The 16,231-nt window shown below is 68.1% G+C and carries 6 protein-coding genes; 1 reads left to right on the top strand and 5 read right to left on the bottom strand.

The window, feature by feature from the left end; all coding sequences use genetic code 11:
- Positions 1 to 437: 437 nt before the first annotated feature.
- On the bottom strand, positions 438 to 3,566 hold the full coding sequence (locus ACQPWW_RS13495; RefSeq protein ID WP_433132563.1) for an ice-binding family protein: 3,129 nt from the start codon (positions 3,564 to 3,566) through the stop codon (positions 438 to 440).
- 1,062 nt (positions 3,567 to 4,628) lie between these two features.
- On the opposite strand from ACQPWW_RS13495, the gene ACQPWW_RS13490 reads away from it, so the two are divergent.
- On the top strand, positions 4,629 to 7,514 hold the full coding sequence (locus tag ACQPWW_RS13490) for a glycosyl hydrolase family 95 catalytic domain-containing protein (protein WP_433132561.1): 2,886 nt from the start codon (positions 4,629 to 4,631) through the stop codon (positions 7,512 to 7,514).
- A gap of 309 nt (positions 7,515 to 7,823) precedes the next feature.
- Here the strand turns inward: ACQPWW_RS13490 and ACQPWW_RS13485 are convergent, their stop codons facing one another.
- The 4 genes from ACQPWW_RS13485 to ACQPWW_RS13470 all read right to left on the bottom strand — a co-directional run bounded on the left by ACQPWW_RS13485 (position 7,824) and on the right by ACQPWW_RS13470 (position 16,212).
- Complete coding sequence (locus ACQPWW_RS13485; RefSeq protein WP_433132559.1) at positions 7,824 to 9,524, bottom strand: carboxylesterase/lipase family protein; 1,701 nt, start codon at positions 9,522 to 9,524, stop codon at positions 7,824 to 7,826.
- 57 nt (positions 9,525 to 9,581) lie between these two features.
- Positions 9,582 to 12,728, bottom strand: coding sequence for a family 78 glycoside hydrolase catalytic domain (locus ACQPWW_RS13480; protein WP_433132557.1), 3,147 nt, complete (start codon positions 12,726 to 12,728; stop codon positions 9,582 to 9,584).
- 101 nt (positions 12,729 to 12,829) lie between these two features.
- Positions 12,830 to 15,010, bottom strand: a complete 2,181-nt coding sequence (locus ACQPWW_RS13475) for a beta-glucosidase family protein (RefSeq protein ID WP_433132555.1) — start codon at positions 15,008 to 15,010, stop codon at positions 12,830 to 12,832.
- Positions 15,007 to 16,212, bottom strand: coding sequence for a glycoside hydrolase family 1 protein (locus tag ACQPWW_RS13470; RefSeq protein ID WP_433132553.1), 1,206 nt, complete (start codon positions 16,210 to 16,212; stop codon positions 15,007 to 15,009). Before ACQPWW_RS13470 ends, ACQPWW_RS13475 begins: the two co-directional genes overlap by 4 nt.
- Between the last annotated feature and the right edge of the window lie 19 nt (positions 16,213 to 16,231).

Below are 16,231 nucleotides of genomic sequence, written 5' to 3'. Positions count from 1 at the left end.
GTCAGAGATCTGTGCCAGCCAGCGATGAGCACCAGGCCAATGCTGTCAGTCCCGCTCTCGGCAGGGCACGTGCTTCATGTCTTGTACCGCAACCTTCCCGGCGAAGGAGGGTACGACTATCTGCTGCACCATCCTGACTGGAAGGCGACGTTCCCTTGGCAAGGGTCGAAGGTTGCTGCTGGGGCGGATCTCTGAGGAGAGCCGGGGTTCGGGGCGGAGCCCCGAGGTCTTCTGGTCGTGTCGAATGCGGGTTCGGCGCTTGTGCGGGACAAGAAACTGGCCCGCACAAGCGCCGAGATCCACGCGGCCAGGACCCGGACTCACCCGGCATACCTAACCGACGCCTGCCTCACTTGCCGCTATCACGTGACCTCCAGCCGATCGGGAGGGCAGTCTTCAGGAAGTAGCGACCGACCATTTCCAAACCGCGTCGCATGCTAGGCGATTCGGCGCCTACGCCGGACCAGCCGGTGACTCATCACGATAAGCAATCCACCGAGGCCGAGCATGGTCAGTGCGACCGTGGCGTAGGTTGAGATCGGGCTTCCGGTGACAGGCAGATTGCCCTTACGGACCGTAATGCTTGCCGAGGCAGGAGAGCCTGGGCCGCTCTCGATCGAGGTGGCGGCCGTCGTATTGACCTTCTTCCCGGCGGTCTTGCCGGTGACGTTCACCGACACTGTGCAACTCCCGTTGGCCGGCAGGGTCGCCCCCGCCAGGCTGATGCTGTTGCCGCCGGAATTCGCGGTAACCGTTGCGGATGCGCAGTTGGTCTGCGCGGCGTTGGGAGCGGCGACCACCAGCCCCGCAGGAAGGTCGTCGACGAAACTGACTCCGGTCAGCGACATACGCGGGTTGGGGTTGCTGAGGGTAAAGCCCAGTGACGTCGTCCCGTTGAGGAAGATGGTGGCATCCCGGAAGGCCTTGGCGATAGTCGGTGCCGCGACAGCGCCGACTATGATGCTTGCCGAGGCAGTAGCACCCGGGCCGCTCTCGTTCGAGTCCACCGGACCGCTCGTATTTGACTTCGTCCCGCTGGTCGTGCCGGTGACGTTCACCGAGAAGGTGCAACTCCCGCCAGCCGGCAGTGTCGCACCGGCCAGGCTGATGCTGCTGCTACCGGCGGTCGCGGTGATCGTGCCACCACCGCACGAGCCACTCAAACCGTTGGGAGTGGCGACCACCAGCCCCGCAGGCAACGCATCGGTGAAACCGACCCCGGTCAGCGTCGTGCTCGCGTTCGGGTTGCTGAGGGTGAATCCGAGCGATGTCGTCCCGCCAGCCGGGATGGTCCCATCTTCGAAAGCCTTCGAGATCGTCGGCGGTGCGACGACCGCCGCGCCGACCGTGACACTTGCCGAGGCAGAAGTGCCCGGACCGCTCTGGACCGAGGTGACGGTAGCGGTGGTATTGACCTTCGTTCCGGTGGTTGTGCCGGTGACGTTGACTGACACGGTGCAGCTTGCGTTGGCGGGCAGAGTGGCGCCGAACAGGCTGATGCTGCTGCTCCCGGCAGTCGCAGCGATCGTGCCGGAGGCGCAGTCTGTCTCTGCGGCGTTGGGAGTGGCCACCACCAGGCCCGCAGGAAGGTTGTCGACGAAGCTGACACCGGTCAGCGTCGTGTCCGTGTTGGGGTTGGTGAGGGTGAACTCCAGCGCCGTCGTTCCGTCAAGCGGGATGGTGGCGTCTCGGAACGCTTTCGCGATCGTCGGTGCTGCCGCAACCCTGACCGTGATGCTCGCCGCGGCGGGGGTACCCGGGCCGCTCTCGTTCGAGTCCACCGGGCTGCTCGTGTTGACCTTCGTACCGCTGGTCGTGCCGGTGACGTTCACCGAAAACGTGCAACTCCCACCAGCCGGCAGCGTCGCACCGGCCAGGCTGATGCTGCCACCACCGGCCGTCGCGGCGATCGTGCCACCACCGCACGAGCCAGTCAGACCATTCGGAGTGGCCACCACCAACCCCGCAGGCAACGCGTCAGTGAAACCGACCCCGGTCAACGGCGTGCTCGGGTTGGGGTTGCTGAGGGTGAAGCTCAGCGATGTCGTCCCGTCGGCGGCGATGGTCGTGGCCCCAAAGGCTTTGGAGATCGTCGGTGGTGTGGCGACGGCAACCGTGACGCTTGCCGATGCGACGGCACCCGGGCCGCTCTCGTTCGAGTCCACCGGGCTGCTCGTGTTGACCTTCGTACCGCTGGTCGTGCCGGTGACGTTCACCGAAAACGTGCAACTCCCACCAGCCGGCAGCGTCGCACCGGCCAGGCTGATGCTGCCACCACCGGCCGTCGCGGCGATCGTGCCACCACCGCACGAGCCAGTCAGACCATTCGGAGTGGCCACCACCAACCCCGCAGGCAACGCGTCAGTGAAACCGACCCCGGTCAACGGCGTATCCACGTTGGGGTTGGTGAGGGTGAAACCCAGCGAGGTCGTCCCGCCAGCCGGAATGGTCGCGTCATCGAAAGCCTTGGCGATCGTCGGTGGCGCGACGACCTCCACGCCGACCGTGACGCTCGCCGAAGCGGCGGCACCCGGGCCGCTCTCGTTCGAGTCCACCGGGCTGCTCGTGTTGACCTTCGTACCGCTGGTCGTGCCGGTGACGTTCACCGAAAACGTGCAACTCCCACCAGCCGGCAGCGTCGCACCGGCCAGGCTGATGCTGCCACCACCGGCCGTCGCGGCGATCGTGCCACCACCGCACGAGCCAGTCAGACCATTCGGAGTGGCCACCACCAACCCCGCGGGTAGCGCATCGCTGAAGGTGACGCCGGTCAACGCCGTACCCACGTTGGGGTTGGTGAGAGTGAAACTCAGCGACGTCGTCCCGCCCGCCGGGATCGTCGCATCCCCGAAAGCCTTCGAGATGGTCGGTGGCGCGATGGATGCGGCACAGAACGGTCGCGTGATCGTGTTGTGGATCAGCGTGACGGCGCCGTTGCGGGCCAACACTCGTCCAGCGACGGTGGCTCCCTCACCAAGCGTCGCCGATTGCAGCGCCAGGATGCTTCCGACGAAGACGGTCCGGGTGTTCAGGGTCGCCGAGCTGCTGACCTGCCAGAACACGTTGCACGCCTGGGCGCCGTTGACCAGGCTGACCCGGCTGTCAACCGCGGTGATCAGATCGGATCCCGCCTGGAAGATGAACACCGAGTTGGGATCGTTCTGCCCGTCCAGCGTGACGGTGCCTGTCAGAGACATGGTGGCGGGTGACGTGTACACCCCTGCGACCAGGGTTTGGCCGCCGAGCTCGCTGACCGTGCTGGTCGTGGGCTCGGCCGCGGCGAAGTTGTACGCCGTGGTCAGATCGGCCTGGGCCTGCATCGCCTCGGTGTCACCGACGTGCGTGTCGCCGTTTACCACGGGAGCACCCGTAACCGACGTGCCCGGCCAGACACCCAGGTCCCCGTTGATGACAGAAGGACCGACGGGGGGCGGAACGTCGGTGACCGCTTGACCGGCCAACACCCCGTAGGTCTCGGCAACCCCCAACGGCACCGGGGCCTGGGCCCAGGCCGGTGTCCCAACGACGCCGACAAGGATCGTCGTAGCGGCGACGGCCCCGGCCATCAACATCGCAGTAGACCGACGGCGCACGCGACACGCGCGAACCAAACGGATTATCGACACGGATTCCCCCACCAATCAAGAGCCCGCCCCCGGGCAAGATCAGAACGCGAAAGTTGTACTGACGCTTCCCGGCGACGAGCGCCCCAAAAGCCTCGGCCCGGAGTGTAACTACGCCAACACGGTTCAAAGTGGCCAAATGCCATAAAAGCGGGCAGCTAGGGGAAGCCGACGTGTCGACGGGCGAGTTGTACCACCAGGCAACTTCTTGTGGATCGGGGTGTACGGGTGACGGGGCCAGATCTTGATGGTGGCGATGTCGACGGTGGCCAGGTACATGAAGCGGCGTCGCCACCCGCTACGACAAACTGGCAGTCCGCTTCCAAGCCGTCCTGACCATCACGATCATCACCGATGGCTCTGACCGGCTTATGAAACACGCCTTAGGAGGTACGGATACGGGCGGATGCCGTTCGACGCTGGCCTGGCTTTGACCTGCGTCGCCACCTGGCTCCCACGTCCGAAAGCCAACCGCCGTTGGCCCTCGGCTTCCGCCCCATCGGCGGCCTGCACCCGGCGCGGCGACCGAGGGGTTATGAGATCAAATTGACCGGACCCGGCAGGCTGCGCGAATGCGCGTCTGGCAGCGGAAACGCCACTCGACATCTCTCGCCACTCCCCTGCCGTCCGTGAACCTCTTTGCGGACCAGATGCGGACTGCCCACCTGTCCGGGCGCTGGCGTCAGCCGACGGGATGCTCACGTATTCGCCCGGAATGCCGATCCGCGGAAGGGCTGGCGGCGTCAGACGTAATCATCCCGCAGGCGCCTCAATCGGAGGCCAGCGCGTCGACGATGGCGCCGACCAGCGCCAGAGGTGGCTGACAAGTCCGACCGCCGCCGATCAGCGGACCGATCGTTGCGATGTCTGCCGGCGTGGGTTCCCGCGCCCGAGCAGACCACGATCCGATCTCTGTGTAGACGGACGTCAATGTTATAGCTATTCTCGTCGAATCGATTCGACAACGCACAACCCTCCAGCCTCGGCGTCGACAAGGGACTTTGGATGACAGACCTACCCGTGAGCCGCAGGCGCCTCCTCGCCACTGCCGCGCTGACCGCCGGCTCGGCGGCCCTGATCCCGGCCGTGGGCGCCGGACGGGCCGCCGCCGCTGCGCCTCAGGTCACGCTGCCCGAGCGCGGGATCTACGACGCGACCGCCGCGACAACCTGGACCGACGGGTTCCTCGTCGGGAACGGCGAGTACGGCGCCATCCTGTACGGAACGCCAACCCTCGAGAAGGTGATCTTCAATCACCACCGCTTCGTACTGCCCAACGGCAGCCGGGGTGTGATCCCGCCAGTAATCTCAGGGCGGCTGGCCGGCGTGCGGGACAAGGCGCTGGCCGGGAACTACGGCGGAGCCAACACGGACTTCGCGGCTGGCTGGAACCTGCGCTGGACCCAGACCTACCACCCCGGCTTCGAGTTGCAGATCAGCACGCCAGGCATGACAACGGTCAACGGATACGCCCGCATCACCGACTTTCGGACCGGGGAGGTCACCTCCACCTGGACCGACAGCAACGGCACCTGGACTCGCCGCGCCTTCGCCTCCCGGGCCGACAACGTCGTCGTACACGAACTGACCCCGGCATCCGGCCGATCGATCGACGCGACGCTGGGCGTCAACACTTCCCTCGCGGGCGTCCCCGGCTCGGTCCGTTTCACCACCCTGGCCAGCGTCATTGACGGCTCCGGCTACCTGAACCTGCGAGGCACCTACCCGTCCGGGCAGGGCGCGTTCGGCTTCGAGGGCGTCACCCGGGTCGTCGCCACCGGTGGCACGGTAGCCGCGAACGGCTCGACCATCGTCGTCACCGCGGCAACCAGGCTCCTCCTGCTGACCAAACTCGACCGATACGAGTCACCCACCGCTTGGGACAGCAAACCGTTGCACGCAGCGCTGGCCTCGGTGCGCGCCGACTATGCCGAGCTGCGGACCCGGCACGTCACCCTGCACTCGGCGATGTACGACCGCTCCCGCCTGGACTTGAACGTCTCCGCCGCCGACCGGCAGCTGTCGACCACCGAGCTGATCGCCCGGCAGAACGCCAACCGAAACACCATCGATGTGGCCCTGCTGGAACGGCTCTACGACAGCGGCCGTTACCTGTTCATCAGCTCCAGTGGCGTGCTGCCGCCGCGGTTGACCGGAATCTGGGCCGGCACCTGGAATGGCGCCTGGGCCGACGATTTCACCACCGATGCCAACATCAACCTGCAGGTCGCCGGCGGCAACATTCTCGACCTCACCGATGCCATGCAGGGCTACTTCAACCTGATCCTCGGCCAGCTCGCCCACTGGCGCACCAACGCTCGCAACCTGTACGGCGCCCGCGGTTTCCTGGCCCCATCACGAACCGACGGCGAGTACGGATACATGCTGCACTTCGACCCCGGCTTCCCCGGCCAGTGCTGGACCGGTGGCGCGGACTGGTTGCTCTACCCGCTGCTGGAGTATTACCAGGTCACCGGGGACCGGACGTTCCTGGCTGAGAAGCTGGGACCGGCGCTGATGGAGCTGGCGCTGTTCTACGAGGACTTCCTGACCCGCACCGACTCGGCCGGCCGTGTGGTGTTCGTGCCGTCGTTCTCGATGGAGAACTCGCCGGCCAGCACGAACGTCCTGCTGGCGATCAACGCCACCGGCGACATCCAGGCCGGCAGACACGCCCTGCGGGCGGCCGTCGAGGCTGCCAACGCGCTCGGTGTCGAACAGGGCGCCGGTCAGGGTGTCGCCCGCTGGACGGCCCTGCTGGCGAGGATCCCGCCCTACACGGTCAACGGCAGCGGTGCCCTCGCCGAATGGTCCTGGCCGGGACTCACGGATCGCTACAACCATCGGCACGTCCATCACCTGTACGGCGCGTGGCCCCTGCACGAGATCAATCCCGAGGAGGCGCCCGGTCTGGTCACCGCCGCGCTCAGGGCCCTGGCGCTGCGCGGTGACGAGAACACCTCCGCGCACGGCAGCCTGCATCGAGCCCTCGCCTCCGCTCGACTCAAGGACGGCGCCGGCGTCTACAGCAACCTCCGGAAGATCATCGGCAACAACATGATCTTCCGGTCGCTGATGACAGCACACAACCCGAATCTGGAGACCTACAACGCCGATGCGGCCAACACGCTGCCGGCCGTGCTCAGCGAAGCGCTTGTGTACACCAGGCCCGGCGTCCTCGAGCTGCTGCCCGCCGTGCCCGGCCAGCTCGCCAGGGGCACCATCACCGGGGTCCGCGGACGCAACCAGGTCCGCATTCACAGCCTCTCCTGGGATCTTCCTGGTCGCTCGGTGACCGTGGCACTCACCTCGACGACCACCCAGGCGATCACCCTCCTCAGCCGCCGTGGCATGGCATCCATCACCACGTCCGCGACGGTCACCCCCTCGCCGCTCGGCCCGCATGCCCGGGTGATCTCGTTGACGGCCGGGCAACAGATACAGGTTGTCGTAGGCCTGCCCGCCGCCGGCGGCGTCGTTCGACTGGTCAACCGGCGCAGCGCAAAGGTGCTGGACGTCAACGGCGGCTCCACCACGGACGGGGCAACTGTCATCCAGTGGCCGTGGACTGGCGCGGCCAACCAGCAGTGGCGGCTGCTACCCAACAGCGATGGCTCATTCCGGCTGTCCGGTGTCAAAAGCGGGAAAGTCCTGGACAGTCCAGGTGGCTCGGGCCAGGGCGCGGCGCTCGTTCAATGGGCCGACAACGGCGGACGTAACCAGTGGTGGAATCTCGTCCCGGCGACGACCAGCGGATACTACCGGTTCGTCAACGTGAGCAATGGCTGGTGTGTCGGGGTCGAAGGCGGCTCCACCGCGGACGGCGCCAGGGCGGTCCAGCAACCGGTCAGCGGCGAGATCAGCCAGGAATGGCAGATCCTTGATGCCTGAGGCGGGAGGTCAGAGGCGCTGGTCGCGGCGGCTCCGGGCGACGGGCGACGGGCCGCCAGACTTCCGGCTGGTGCCCGCCAGTCTTCGACCTCGTTGACGGCCGCCAGTACCTGTGCCACGTCAAGCGCCGCCACGCCGGGTGGGTCTCGGCCACCGGCGTGCGTGGTCCGGGTACGGCGGCAGCGTCGGGTCGGCCGTGAGGACCGGCCCGGCCCAGAGGGTACGTCTGACCTTAGAAAAGTACCCGTCAGTCGATCGTCTCATGCGCGCCGACTCCGCAGGGTGACGGCGCGAACGGTGTGGGCTGGGTTAACGAGCCCTGGACGGTCGGGACGACAGCAGCGCACGTGGTGCTGCGGCAACGCATCGACCATTTTCCATCTCGGTTAACATATACGTCTGGTGAAGGCGCTGCCAGAAGAGCCGTTCCTCCCTGTCCGGGTCGTAGGCGATCCGGCAGTCAGCGTCGATCCACATGGTGGCCCGATCCTTCGGCGTGTAGGCGGGCCATGTCGGCAAGCCCCTCGCGGCGGGTCGGCCGTGGTGGGCGAAGCCGGCCCACAAAGCGCTCATGTGCCGGGCGGTCGCCCGTTTGCCCGGCAACTGGTCCACGCCGACGTTGGCGAACTTCATCGGGATGTCCGAGGCGTGCGGCGAGCCGAGCGGGAAGCTGGTGCCTGGCACCACGGTCGGGTCCGGGTACGCGAGCTGGTACATGAACACCGGTGCGGCGTGCTGCGCCGCCTTAGCCTCCGCGATCTTGATCGCGTCGCGCCAGATCGGTGATGTGGTGATCGCGAAGTAGAGCTGGGCCGGTGTCGCTTCCGATCGCGACCGACGGAACGTCGCGATGATCCGGTCGAGTTCGGCACCCTGGTAGGTGCCGCTGAGGCGGCTACGCAGGCCGGCCTCGTCGATGCGGAAGACGTCGGGCGGCCCGAAGAGGCTGAAGAACACCGTCTCGTCGCGGCAGGTGCCGACCATCAACGGCTTACCGCCCGACCACGGCGGGGCGCCGTCGCCGAAGGGGTGCCGCGGGATGACACCTCCGTCGACAAAGGCGCCAAACCCGGGTAGCGGGTCGGGGTCGCCCCAGGGTGCGACGCCGTTCGCGGCCTCAGACACCTGGATCTCCAGCAGGCGCGCGGCCGGGATGCTGGAGAGCTTCGGGATGTCGTACTTGGTCAGCCCCAGAAGGTGAAGTGTGCGCTCGGCACGTGCGGTGGCGCCATCGCGAGTGGGAAAGCGCAGCGGGGCGGCGCTTTCGATCGAGGCCTTGTGGAACAGCCGCGCTGCGCTCGGCATGGTGTAGACGGCGGCGGTCTTGGCACCGCCGCCGCTCTCGCCCCAGACCATGATGTTGTCCGGGTCGCCGCCGAAGTTGTCGATGTTCTCGCTGGTCCAGCGCAGCGCCGCGAGGATGTCCAGCATCCCCTGGTTCGCGGCGTAGTCGCCGTCGGCGAGATCGCCCAGGAACAGATAGCCCAGTAGGCCCAGCCGGTGGTTGGACTCGACCACCACCACGTCGTAGAGCTGCGCGAGGCGGGTGCCGTCCTGGCCCGTGGCCGAGCCCGAGCCGATCATGTAGCCGCCGCCGTGGTTGTAGAACATCACCGGCCGCCGCTTGCGGTCGGCGGCGGGGGTCCAGATGTTGAGGTACAGGCAGTCCTCGGACGGTGCGGGCATGCGGCCGTTCCCGGTCGGTCCCATCTCACCGCCCATTACCTGGAACGCTGGGTTGGGGAAACTGACGGCGTCGCGAACGCCGTACCACCGTGCGGGGGGCTTCGGGGACGTGAACCTCAGCGCGCCGAGCGGTGGTTGGGCGTAGGGCACGCCGAGGAACTTGACGATGCCGTCTTCGCGTTTTCCGCGCACCTTGCCGTATCGGGTTGCCGCCTCGTCGCTTCTCCTGTGTCCGCCGGCGTGTGCCGGCAACGGCAGACTCGTCGCGGCGACCGCGGACAGCGAACCGCCGAGCAGTGTTCTGCGGGTCATTGCCGAACTCATCAGACCTCCCGGTTCGGCGCCGCCCGGGGCATCGGAGCCCCGGGCGGCGCATGGGTGTCAGGAACCGGTGCGCACCGTGAAGGAGTGCGACCCGGACGGGACGGTATAGACGACGTACGTACCTTCGGAGCGCTGGAACAGCGCGCGGTTCGAAGCCGCGACAAGGCGCTTGTCCGCCGCCGGCACCCACACCTCGGCTCGGGTGTTGGCGGGAACGGTGACCGACAGCGAGAAGCGACCGTCCGTCTTGGTCCACGCCGATCGGGCCCAGCCGGCCGGGGTCTGATAGGACCCGCTCGCCTTCGTCAGGTCACCCACGGGTTTCGGCTTGAAGACCAGCCGGTCGTACGCCGTCGAGCCCGGTGCCGCCTGGATGCCGGCGATGCCGGCGTGGAACCACTCCTCGATCTGGGCCAGGATCATGTGGTTCTTGGAGTCGCCGCGGTTCCAGCGCTCGCCGATGGTGGTCATGCCGCCGGGGTTGGCCGGGGTCGACTGCATGAAGTAGCCGTAGCTGGGTTGGTCGTCCTGTTGCAGCGCCTCCCACAGCACGTCGTCACGGTCGCCGTTCATCAGCGCCCGCACGGTCGGACCCATGCCGATGGTGCCGCCGCTGAAGTGCGGGCCGGTACCGTTCGGGTGGAAGGCGTAGATCAGCTCGACCAGCGAGTCGAGGACCCTGGCCCGGTTGTCGACCGGCACCAGACCCGCATCGAGGGCCAGGGCCTGCGCGGCCTGGGTGGCGCCTTCGGTGCCGGCGTTGCCGGCGGTGGTGTAGCGACCGAGCGACTCGTTGAAGAATGCCCGGTTGAACGCCGCCTTGATCTCGTCGGCGAGTGCCGCGTAGCGGGTGGCATCGGCGGCGTGGCCGGTCAGCGTGGCGATCTGGGCCATCGACTGGATCGTCAGGTAGTAGCCCCAGGTGCCGGTGATGCGGCCGGAGGTTGTCTCAGCGCCGACCCAGTCGGCCAGGGCCGCGTCGACGAAGTACCCGTCCACCACCTTCTGCCGCTGGATGTAGTCGACGAAGCGCACGAGCCGGTCGTACGACGCGCCCATGGTGGCGGTGTCGCCGTAGATCTGGTGCAGGATCGACGGAACGAGCACGATCGCGTTGCCCCAGTTGATCTCGTCGCCGAAGCGGCCGCTGTAACCCCAGTCGTAGACCGGGGTCTTCAAGGCGACGTTGCCCGCCATCGGAGTGTCGGCCAGGGACTGGCCCTCCACGAGATGCCGCATTGTCGTGCGCATGAAGGCGTTGAGCTGGAAGTCGCGGTGGATCGCGCCCATCGGCATCGTGTAGTCCGCCGGGTAGGACAGCTTCTCGCGACCGGGGCAGTCGGTGAACACGCTCATGACGTTCGCGGCGAACGAGTACCGAGACATCGTATGGACCCGGTTGACGCGGGCGTTGGACGACGAGAAGGTGCCGGCGACCGGGGTGTCGGCCTGCAGGCGTACGCCGGTGATCAGATCCTTGGTGGGGGTGAAGCCCTCAGGCAGGCCGGTGACCTGGATCCACTGCATGCCGAAGTAGTTGAAGTTCGGGTGCCACGTCTCGGAGCGGCCGCCAGCGGTGGTGTAGGTGTTGAACAGGTCGACGCCGCGGGATCCGCCGCCGCCCATCAGCGATGCCTGGTCGACCGTGCCGTCGGGTTTGAGCGACTCGGCCGGCGCCACCTTCACCGTCGTACCGGCCGGGAGGCTGTCGAGCTTGAGGCGGGGCCAGCCGACGATGTTCTGCCCGAAGTCGAACACCCAGGTGCCGGGTATCGGGTTGGTGACCGAGACCGGCTTGAACTCCTCCTGCACCGTGATCGGCTCGGCGGTGCGGGCGACCAGCTTCGTGTCCAGGTTCGGCGGCGGCGCGATCCCGGCCGCGATCCAGCCGGTCGCCTCGCCGTCGCGGCGGGTCGCGGACGGGCCGAGATCGGCGCCCGGGGTGTTCCAGCCGGGCTGCTCCCGGCGGGCGTCGTAGTCGGACCCGGAATACCAGGCGTCGGTGACCAGCGGGCCCAGTGCCGTACGCCAGGACCGGTCGGTCACGATCGACTCGCGGCTGCCGTCGCGGTAACGGATCTCCAGGCGGCCGATGAACCGCGGGGTGACTGCCGCTCCGGCGGAGGCGTCGCTGGCGGCGACGCTGTTACCCGAGCCGGTGACCTTCGCCCCAGCGGTGTGCGCCAGGGTGAGTGCCGGCGTGAAGGTGATGCTCGTGGTCCCGATCGCGGTGATGGTGCGTGACTCGAGCCGGTCACCCCCTCCCCCGGTGTCGACGTTGACCGTGCCGCCGACGTGATATCCGGCGACGTCGCTGACCTCGACGACAGTGCTTCCGGCCGAGACGTCGGCAGCCAGTGAGCCGTTGCCCTTGAGTTGGCTCTGCCACCAGGAGTACGGGGAGGTGCGCCCGACTGCCGGGTTGGTGACGCTGCGGCGCACGTAGGCCGGTCCGTTGCCGAGTTCCACCCCGAGCGCGTTGACGCCCGAGCGCAGCGTGGACGTCAGGTCATAGGTGCGGTACTCACTGGAGAGCTGGTAGTTGGAGTTGCCCGGGGCGAGGACCTCGTCGGTGATCTCCCGGCCGTTGACGGTGGCGTGGTGCAGGCCGACACCGGAGAGGTAGAGGCGGGCGTCGGCGACCTTCTTGTTCTTCGGCACCGCGAACTGGCGGGCGAAGATCGGCATCGGCTGGTTCTCGGCCCGGTCGGGGTAGTCGATCCAGCGCGCCGTGCCCCAGTCGGACGGGTTGAGCAGGCCGGTGCTCCACGTGGACGGGGCGGACCAGGCGGACTGCTTTCGGTGGGCGTCCCAGACCCGTACGCGCCAGGCGACGGTATCGCGGGAGCGCAAGTCCCGACCGAAGCGAATCTGCTGGCTGTCGCCGGAGACCTTGCCGGTGCGCCACACCAGTCGGCCGCTGCGCAGGTCGGCCACGGTGGCGGCGGCCTGCACCTCGTACGCGGTCTGCCGGTCGGCGGCGCAGACGCGCTGCTTGCAACTGCCGGTATCGGTCATCTGCCAGGCGAGGGTGGGACGGATGGTGTCGAGGCCGAGCGGCGAGTCGTAGCGGCCGTCGACACTGAGTTGCACGACGCGGACGTCGCCTGCGGATCCGGACTGGGCGTTGGCCGGCACGGCGGCTCCGAGGGTGAGCAGTAACACCGTGGTCAGCAGAGCCGCGGGTTTTCTGATCGGGGGCATCGGATTCCTTATCTGTCGTTGGTGACGAACAGTCCTGGTTGGGGGATCGTGATGCGACGTCGAGCAGGGGGTTGAGCGATTACGGGTGCACGGAGACGTCTTCAGGACGGCAGACCAGCTGTCGCCTTGTCGAGGACGGACCGGTCGATGCCGAGGCCGGGGAAGACGGTGAGGACGCGCAGGGGGAAGTCACCGAGGACGGTCAGGGTGTCGGCATCGCCGAGGATGCCGTTGGGTGTGCCGTCCGGTCCGGCGCCAACCGCCTGGCGCAGCGCGGCGGAGCCTTCGGGGTCGGCGAGCCACTCGCGCAGGGTCGCGTCGGTGTCGAGTGCGGCCCTGATCGGTGGCGCCGGGACGTCGACTGTGGCGGTGACGCGTAGATCCCGCGACGACGCGCCCACGCTGATCTCGATCGTGCCGCCCTCGAGAATCCAGCGCCGATCGGCGGGAGACCAGTACGACAGATCCCGCTCGTCGAGCACGAAGGTCACGATGGTTGCCTCGCCGGGTGCGAGGTCGACCTTGGTGAACGCCTTGAGTTCGCGCACCGGGCGGGCCACCCGACTGCTCGGCGCGGCGATGTAGAGCTGAACGACCTCCTTGCCGCGCCGGTCACCGGTGTTGATGACAGTGACGGTCGCTATACCGGGGCCGGCGACGAGATCCCGGTACTCGAAGGTCGTGTAGGACAGGCCGTGCCCGAACGGGTAGGAGACCTCCCGGCCGACCGCGTCATAGCCGCGATAGCCGACGAAAACGCCCTCGCCGTAACGGACATGTCCCTGCTCACCGGGGAAGTTCAGGTAGGACGGCACGTCCTGCAGGCGCAGCGGCAGGGTCTCGGCGAGACGTCCGCTCGGATTCGAGGCCCCGAGCAGCAGATCGGCGACGGCGCCGCCGGCGGCCTGGCCGGAGAGCCAGGTCTCCAGGATCGCGGGAACGTGCTTGTCCCACGGGGTCATCCGGACGGCCGAGCCGTTGGACAGGACCACGACGAGCCGGGGGTTCGCCGCAGCCAGCTGTTCCACGAGCGCCGTCTGGGCAGCCGGAAGGTCGAGGTGCTCGCGATCGGCACCCTCGGACTCGTCGCCGGCGGCCAGCCCGAGGAAGAGCACCACCGTGCTGGCGCGGCGGGCCAGAGCCACCGCCTCGGCCGGGTCGTCGCCGGCGGCGAACTCCACCCGCAGCCCAGCCGCGCGCAGCTCGTCGAGAGGGATGTCGACGCGGGTGGGATTGACCTGCGAGCTGCCGGCCCCCTGGAAACGCGGGTCACGGGCGAACTCACCGATCACGGCGACGATGTCATCGTAGGCCGGTTGAAGGGGTAGCAGGCCGCCGTCGTTCTTCAACAGCACCGCGCAGTCGGCGGCCACCTCGCGCGCCAGCGCGTGGTGTGCTGCCACGTCGAACTCGGCGGGCTGCACGTCCTTCGGCGCCCGCTCGACCAGGCGCAGCACGCGTTCGACGGCGCGGTCCAGGACAGCCTCGTCGAGGTGGCCCTCGCGGACCGCGGCCACCAGCGCGGTGTCGCTGACGCCGAGGTTCGGAGGCATTTCAAGGTCGAGGCCAGCGTGCAGCGCCGCGACCCGGTCGTGTACGGCACCCCAGTCGGAGACGACGACACCGTCGAATTTCCACTCGTCGCGCAGCACGTCGGTGAGCAGCCACGGGTTCTGCGAGGCGTGCACGCCGTTGACACGGTTGTAGGCGCACATCACCATCCAGGGCCGGGCGCGGGTGACGATGCGTTCGAAATGCGGCAGGTAGATCTCGCGCAGCGTCCGCTCATCGACATCGGCGCTGACCCGCAGCCGGTCGGTCTCCTGATTGTTCGCGGCGAAGTGCTTGACGCACGCCCCCACGCCCTGGCTCTGGATCCCTTCGACATACGCCTCGCCGAGCACCCCGGTCAGCAACGGATCCTCGGCGAAGTACTCGAAGTTGCGGCCGCACAGCGGGGACCGCTTGATGTTCACACCCGGCCCGAGCACCACGGAGACTCCCTGGGCACGCGCCTCCGCCCCGATCGCCTCCCCCACCCGGCGTACGAGATCGGGGTCCCAGGACGAGCCGAGCGCCGACGCGGTAGGGAAGCAGGTGGCGGGCAGGCTGCCGGAAATGCTGGCCTGGTTACCTTCCGGCTGGCGGCGCAGGCCGTGCGGGCCATCAGCCACCATGACCTCGGGGAGGCCGAGGCGCGGAATCGGCGTGGTGTGCCAGAAGGTCGAGCCGAGGCAGAGCGCGGCCTTCTCTTCGAGGGTCAGCTGGGACAGCAGGGTCATCGAAGTGCCTCCAGGTCGAGCCGCCCGGTGCTGGCGATGCGGGCGAAGGCATGGGCGCTGGGTTTGGGGTGGCGGGTGAGGCCGTTGTCCCGGTCGACGGCGATCAATCCGAACGTGGGTCGGTAGCCTTCGCTCCACTCGAAGTTGTCGAAGGCCGACCAGTGCAGGTAGCCGCGCACGTCGACGCCTTCGGCCAGGGCCTGCGCAAGCGCGGCGAGGTGGGTGTGCAGGTAGGCGACGCGTTCGGAGTCGTCGGTGGTGGCGATGCCGTTCTCGGTCACGTACAGCGGCAGGCCGGTGCGGGCCGCCTGGTGCAGCATCTGGCGCAGACCGTCGGGGTACACGGCCCAGCCCATCTGCGTCGTCGGCGTGCCGTCGGGCGGCAGGCCGAACCAGGTGGGTGAGGACGGGTCGACCCACTGCTTGCGGTAGTACTGCACGCCGAGCCAGTCGCCACGGTCCGGTCCGGTGAGCCCGTCGAGATAGCGGTCGACGATCTCGTGCCGCATCAGCTCGTGGAGCGTGTGGCAGGCCTCGTCGTCGCGGGCCGGGGCGAGCAGCGGCAACTGCAGCGCCAGGCCGGTGAGGCTGTCGGCCTCCTTGCGGATGGCCCGCACACAGTCGAAGTGGGCGCCGAGCAGCGCTCCGCCGACCCGTTTCCAGAGCACAGGGTTGGCGATGCCAGGCGGGTGGTAGCCCTCGAGGTAGCCGTGCAGGGCCACCATCTGCGGTTCGTTGATGGTGCAGACGTACGGCATCAGCTCGCCCAACTCGGCGGCGACGCGCGCGCTGTAGCGGGCGAACGTCGCGGCGGCGTCCGGGGCGAGCCAGCCGCCGCGGGCCGCGAACCAGCGCGGCAACGTGAAGTGGTGCAGTGTCACGAAGGCGGTCAGACCTTCGTCGCGCAGGGCGGTGAGGACCCGCCGGTAGTGGGCGATGGCGGCCCGGCTGAACTCACCGGGGGCCGGTTCGATGCGCGACCATTCCAGCGAGAGGCGGTGCGCGTTGTGGTCGAGCGAGGACAGTAGGGCGAAGTCCTCGCAGTAGCGGTGGAAGTGATCGATGCCGTCGCCGGAGGACTCGACGGCCGCGCTGGCCGGGTCGTGCTCGAAGTCCCACCAGTCGTTGTTGGTGTTGCCGCCTTCGACCTGGTGGGCCGCGGTGGCGCTGCCCCAGAGGAAGTCATCCGGGAAGTCGGTCACTGGTGTCCTTTCGAGAGGG

Source organism: Micromonospora sp. CA-240977 (genome assembly GCF_050942285.1).
In the GTDB taxonomy this organism is placed as follows: domain Bacteria; phylum Actinomycetota; class Actinomycetes; order Mycobacteriales; family Micromonosporaceae; genus Micromonospora.
The sequence above is the reverse complement of the archived record's forward strand: the minus strand, read 5'-3'. Positions and strand labels throughout refer to the sequence as shown.

Excerpts from the sequence above, each read along its gene's own strand:
- ACQPWW_RS13495 (WP_433132563.1), bottom strand. The coding sequence starts at position 3,566 with ATGGCCGGGGCCGTCGCCGCTACGACGATCCTTGTCGGCGTCGTTGGG.
- ACQPWW_RS13490 (WP_433132561.1), top strand. The coding sequence starts at position 4,629 with ATGACAGACCTACCCGTGAGCCGCAGGCGCCTCCTCGCCACTGCCGCG.
- ACQPWW_RS13485 (WP_433132559.1), bottom strand. The coding sequence starts at position 9,524 with ATGAGTTCGGCAATGACCCGCAGAACACTGCTCGGCGGTTCGCTGTCC.
- ACQPWW_RS13480 (WP_433132557.1), bottom strand. The coding sequence starts at position 12,728 with ATGCCCCCGATCAGAAAACCCGCGGCTCTGCTGACCACGGTGTTACTG.
- ACQPWW_RS13475 (WP_433132555.1), bottom strand. The coding sequence starts at position 15,010 with ATGACCCTGCTGTCCCAGCTGACCCTCGAAGAGAAGGCCGCGCTCTGC.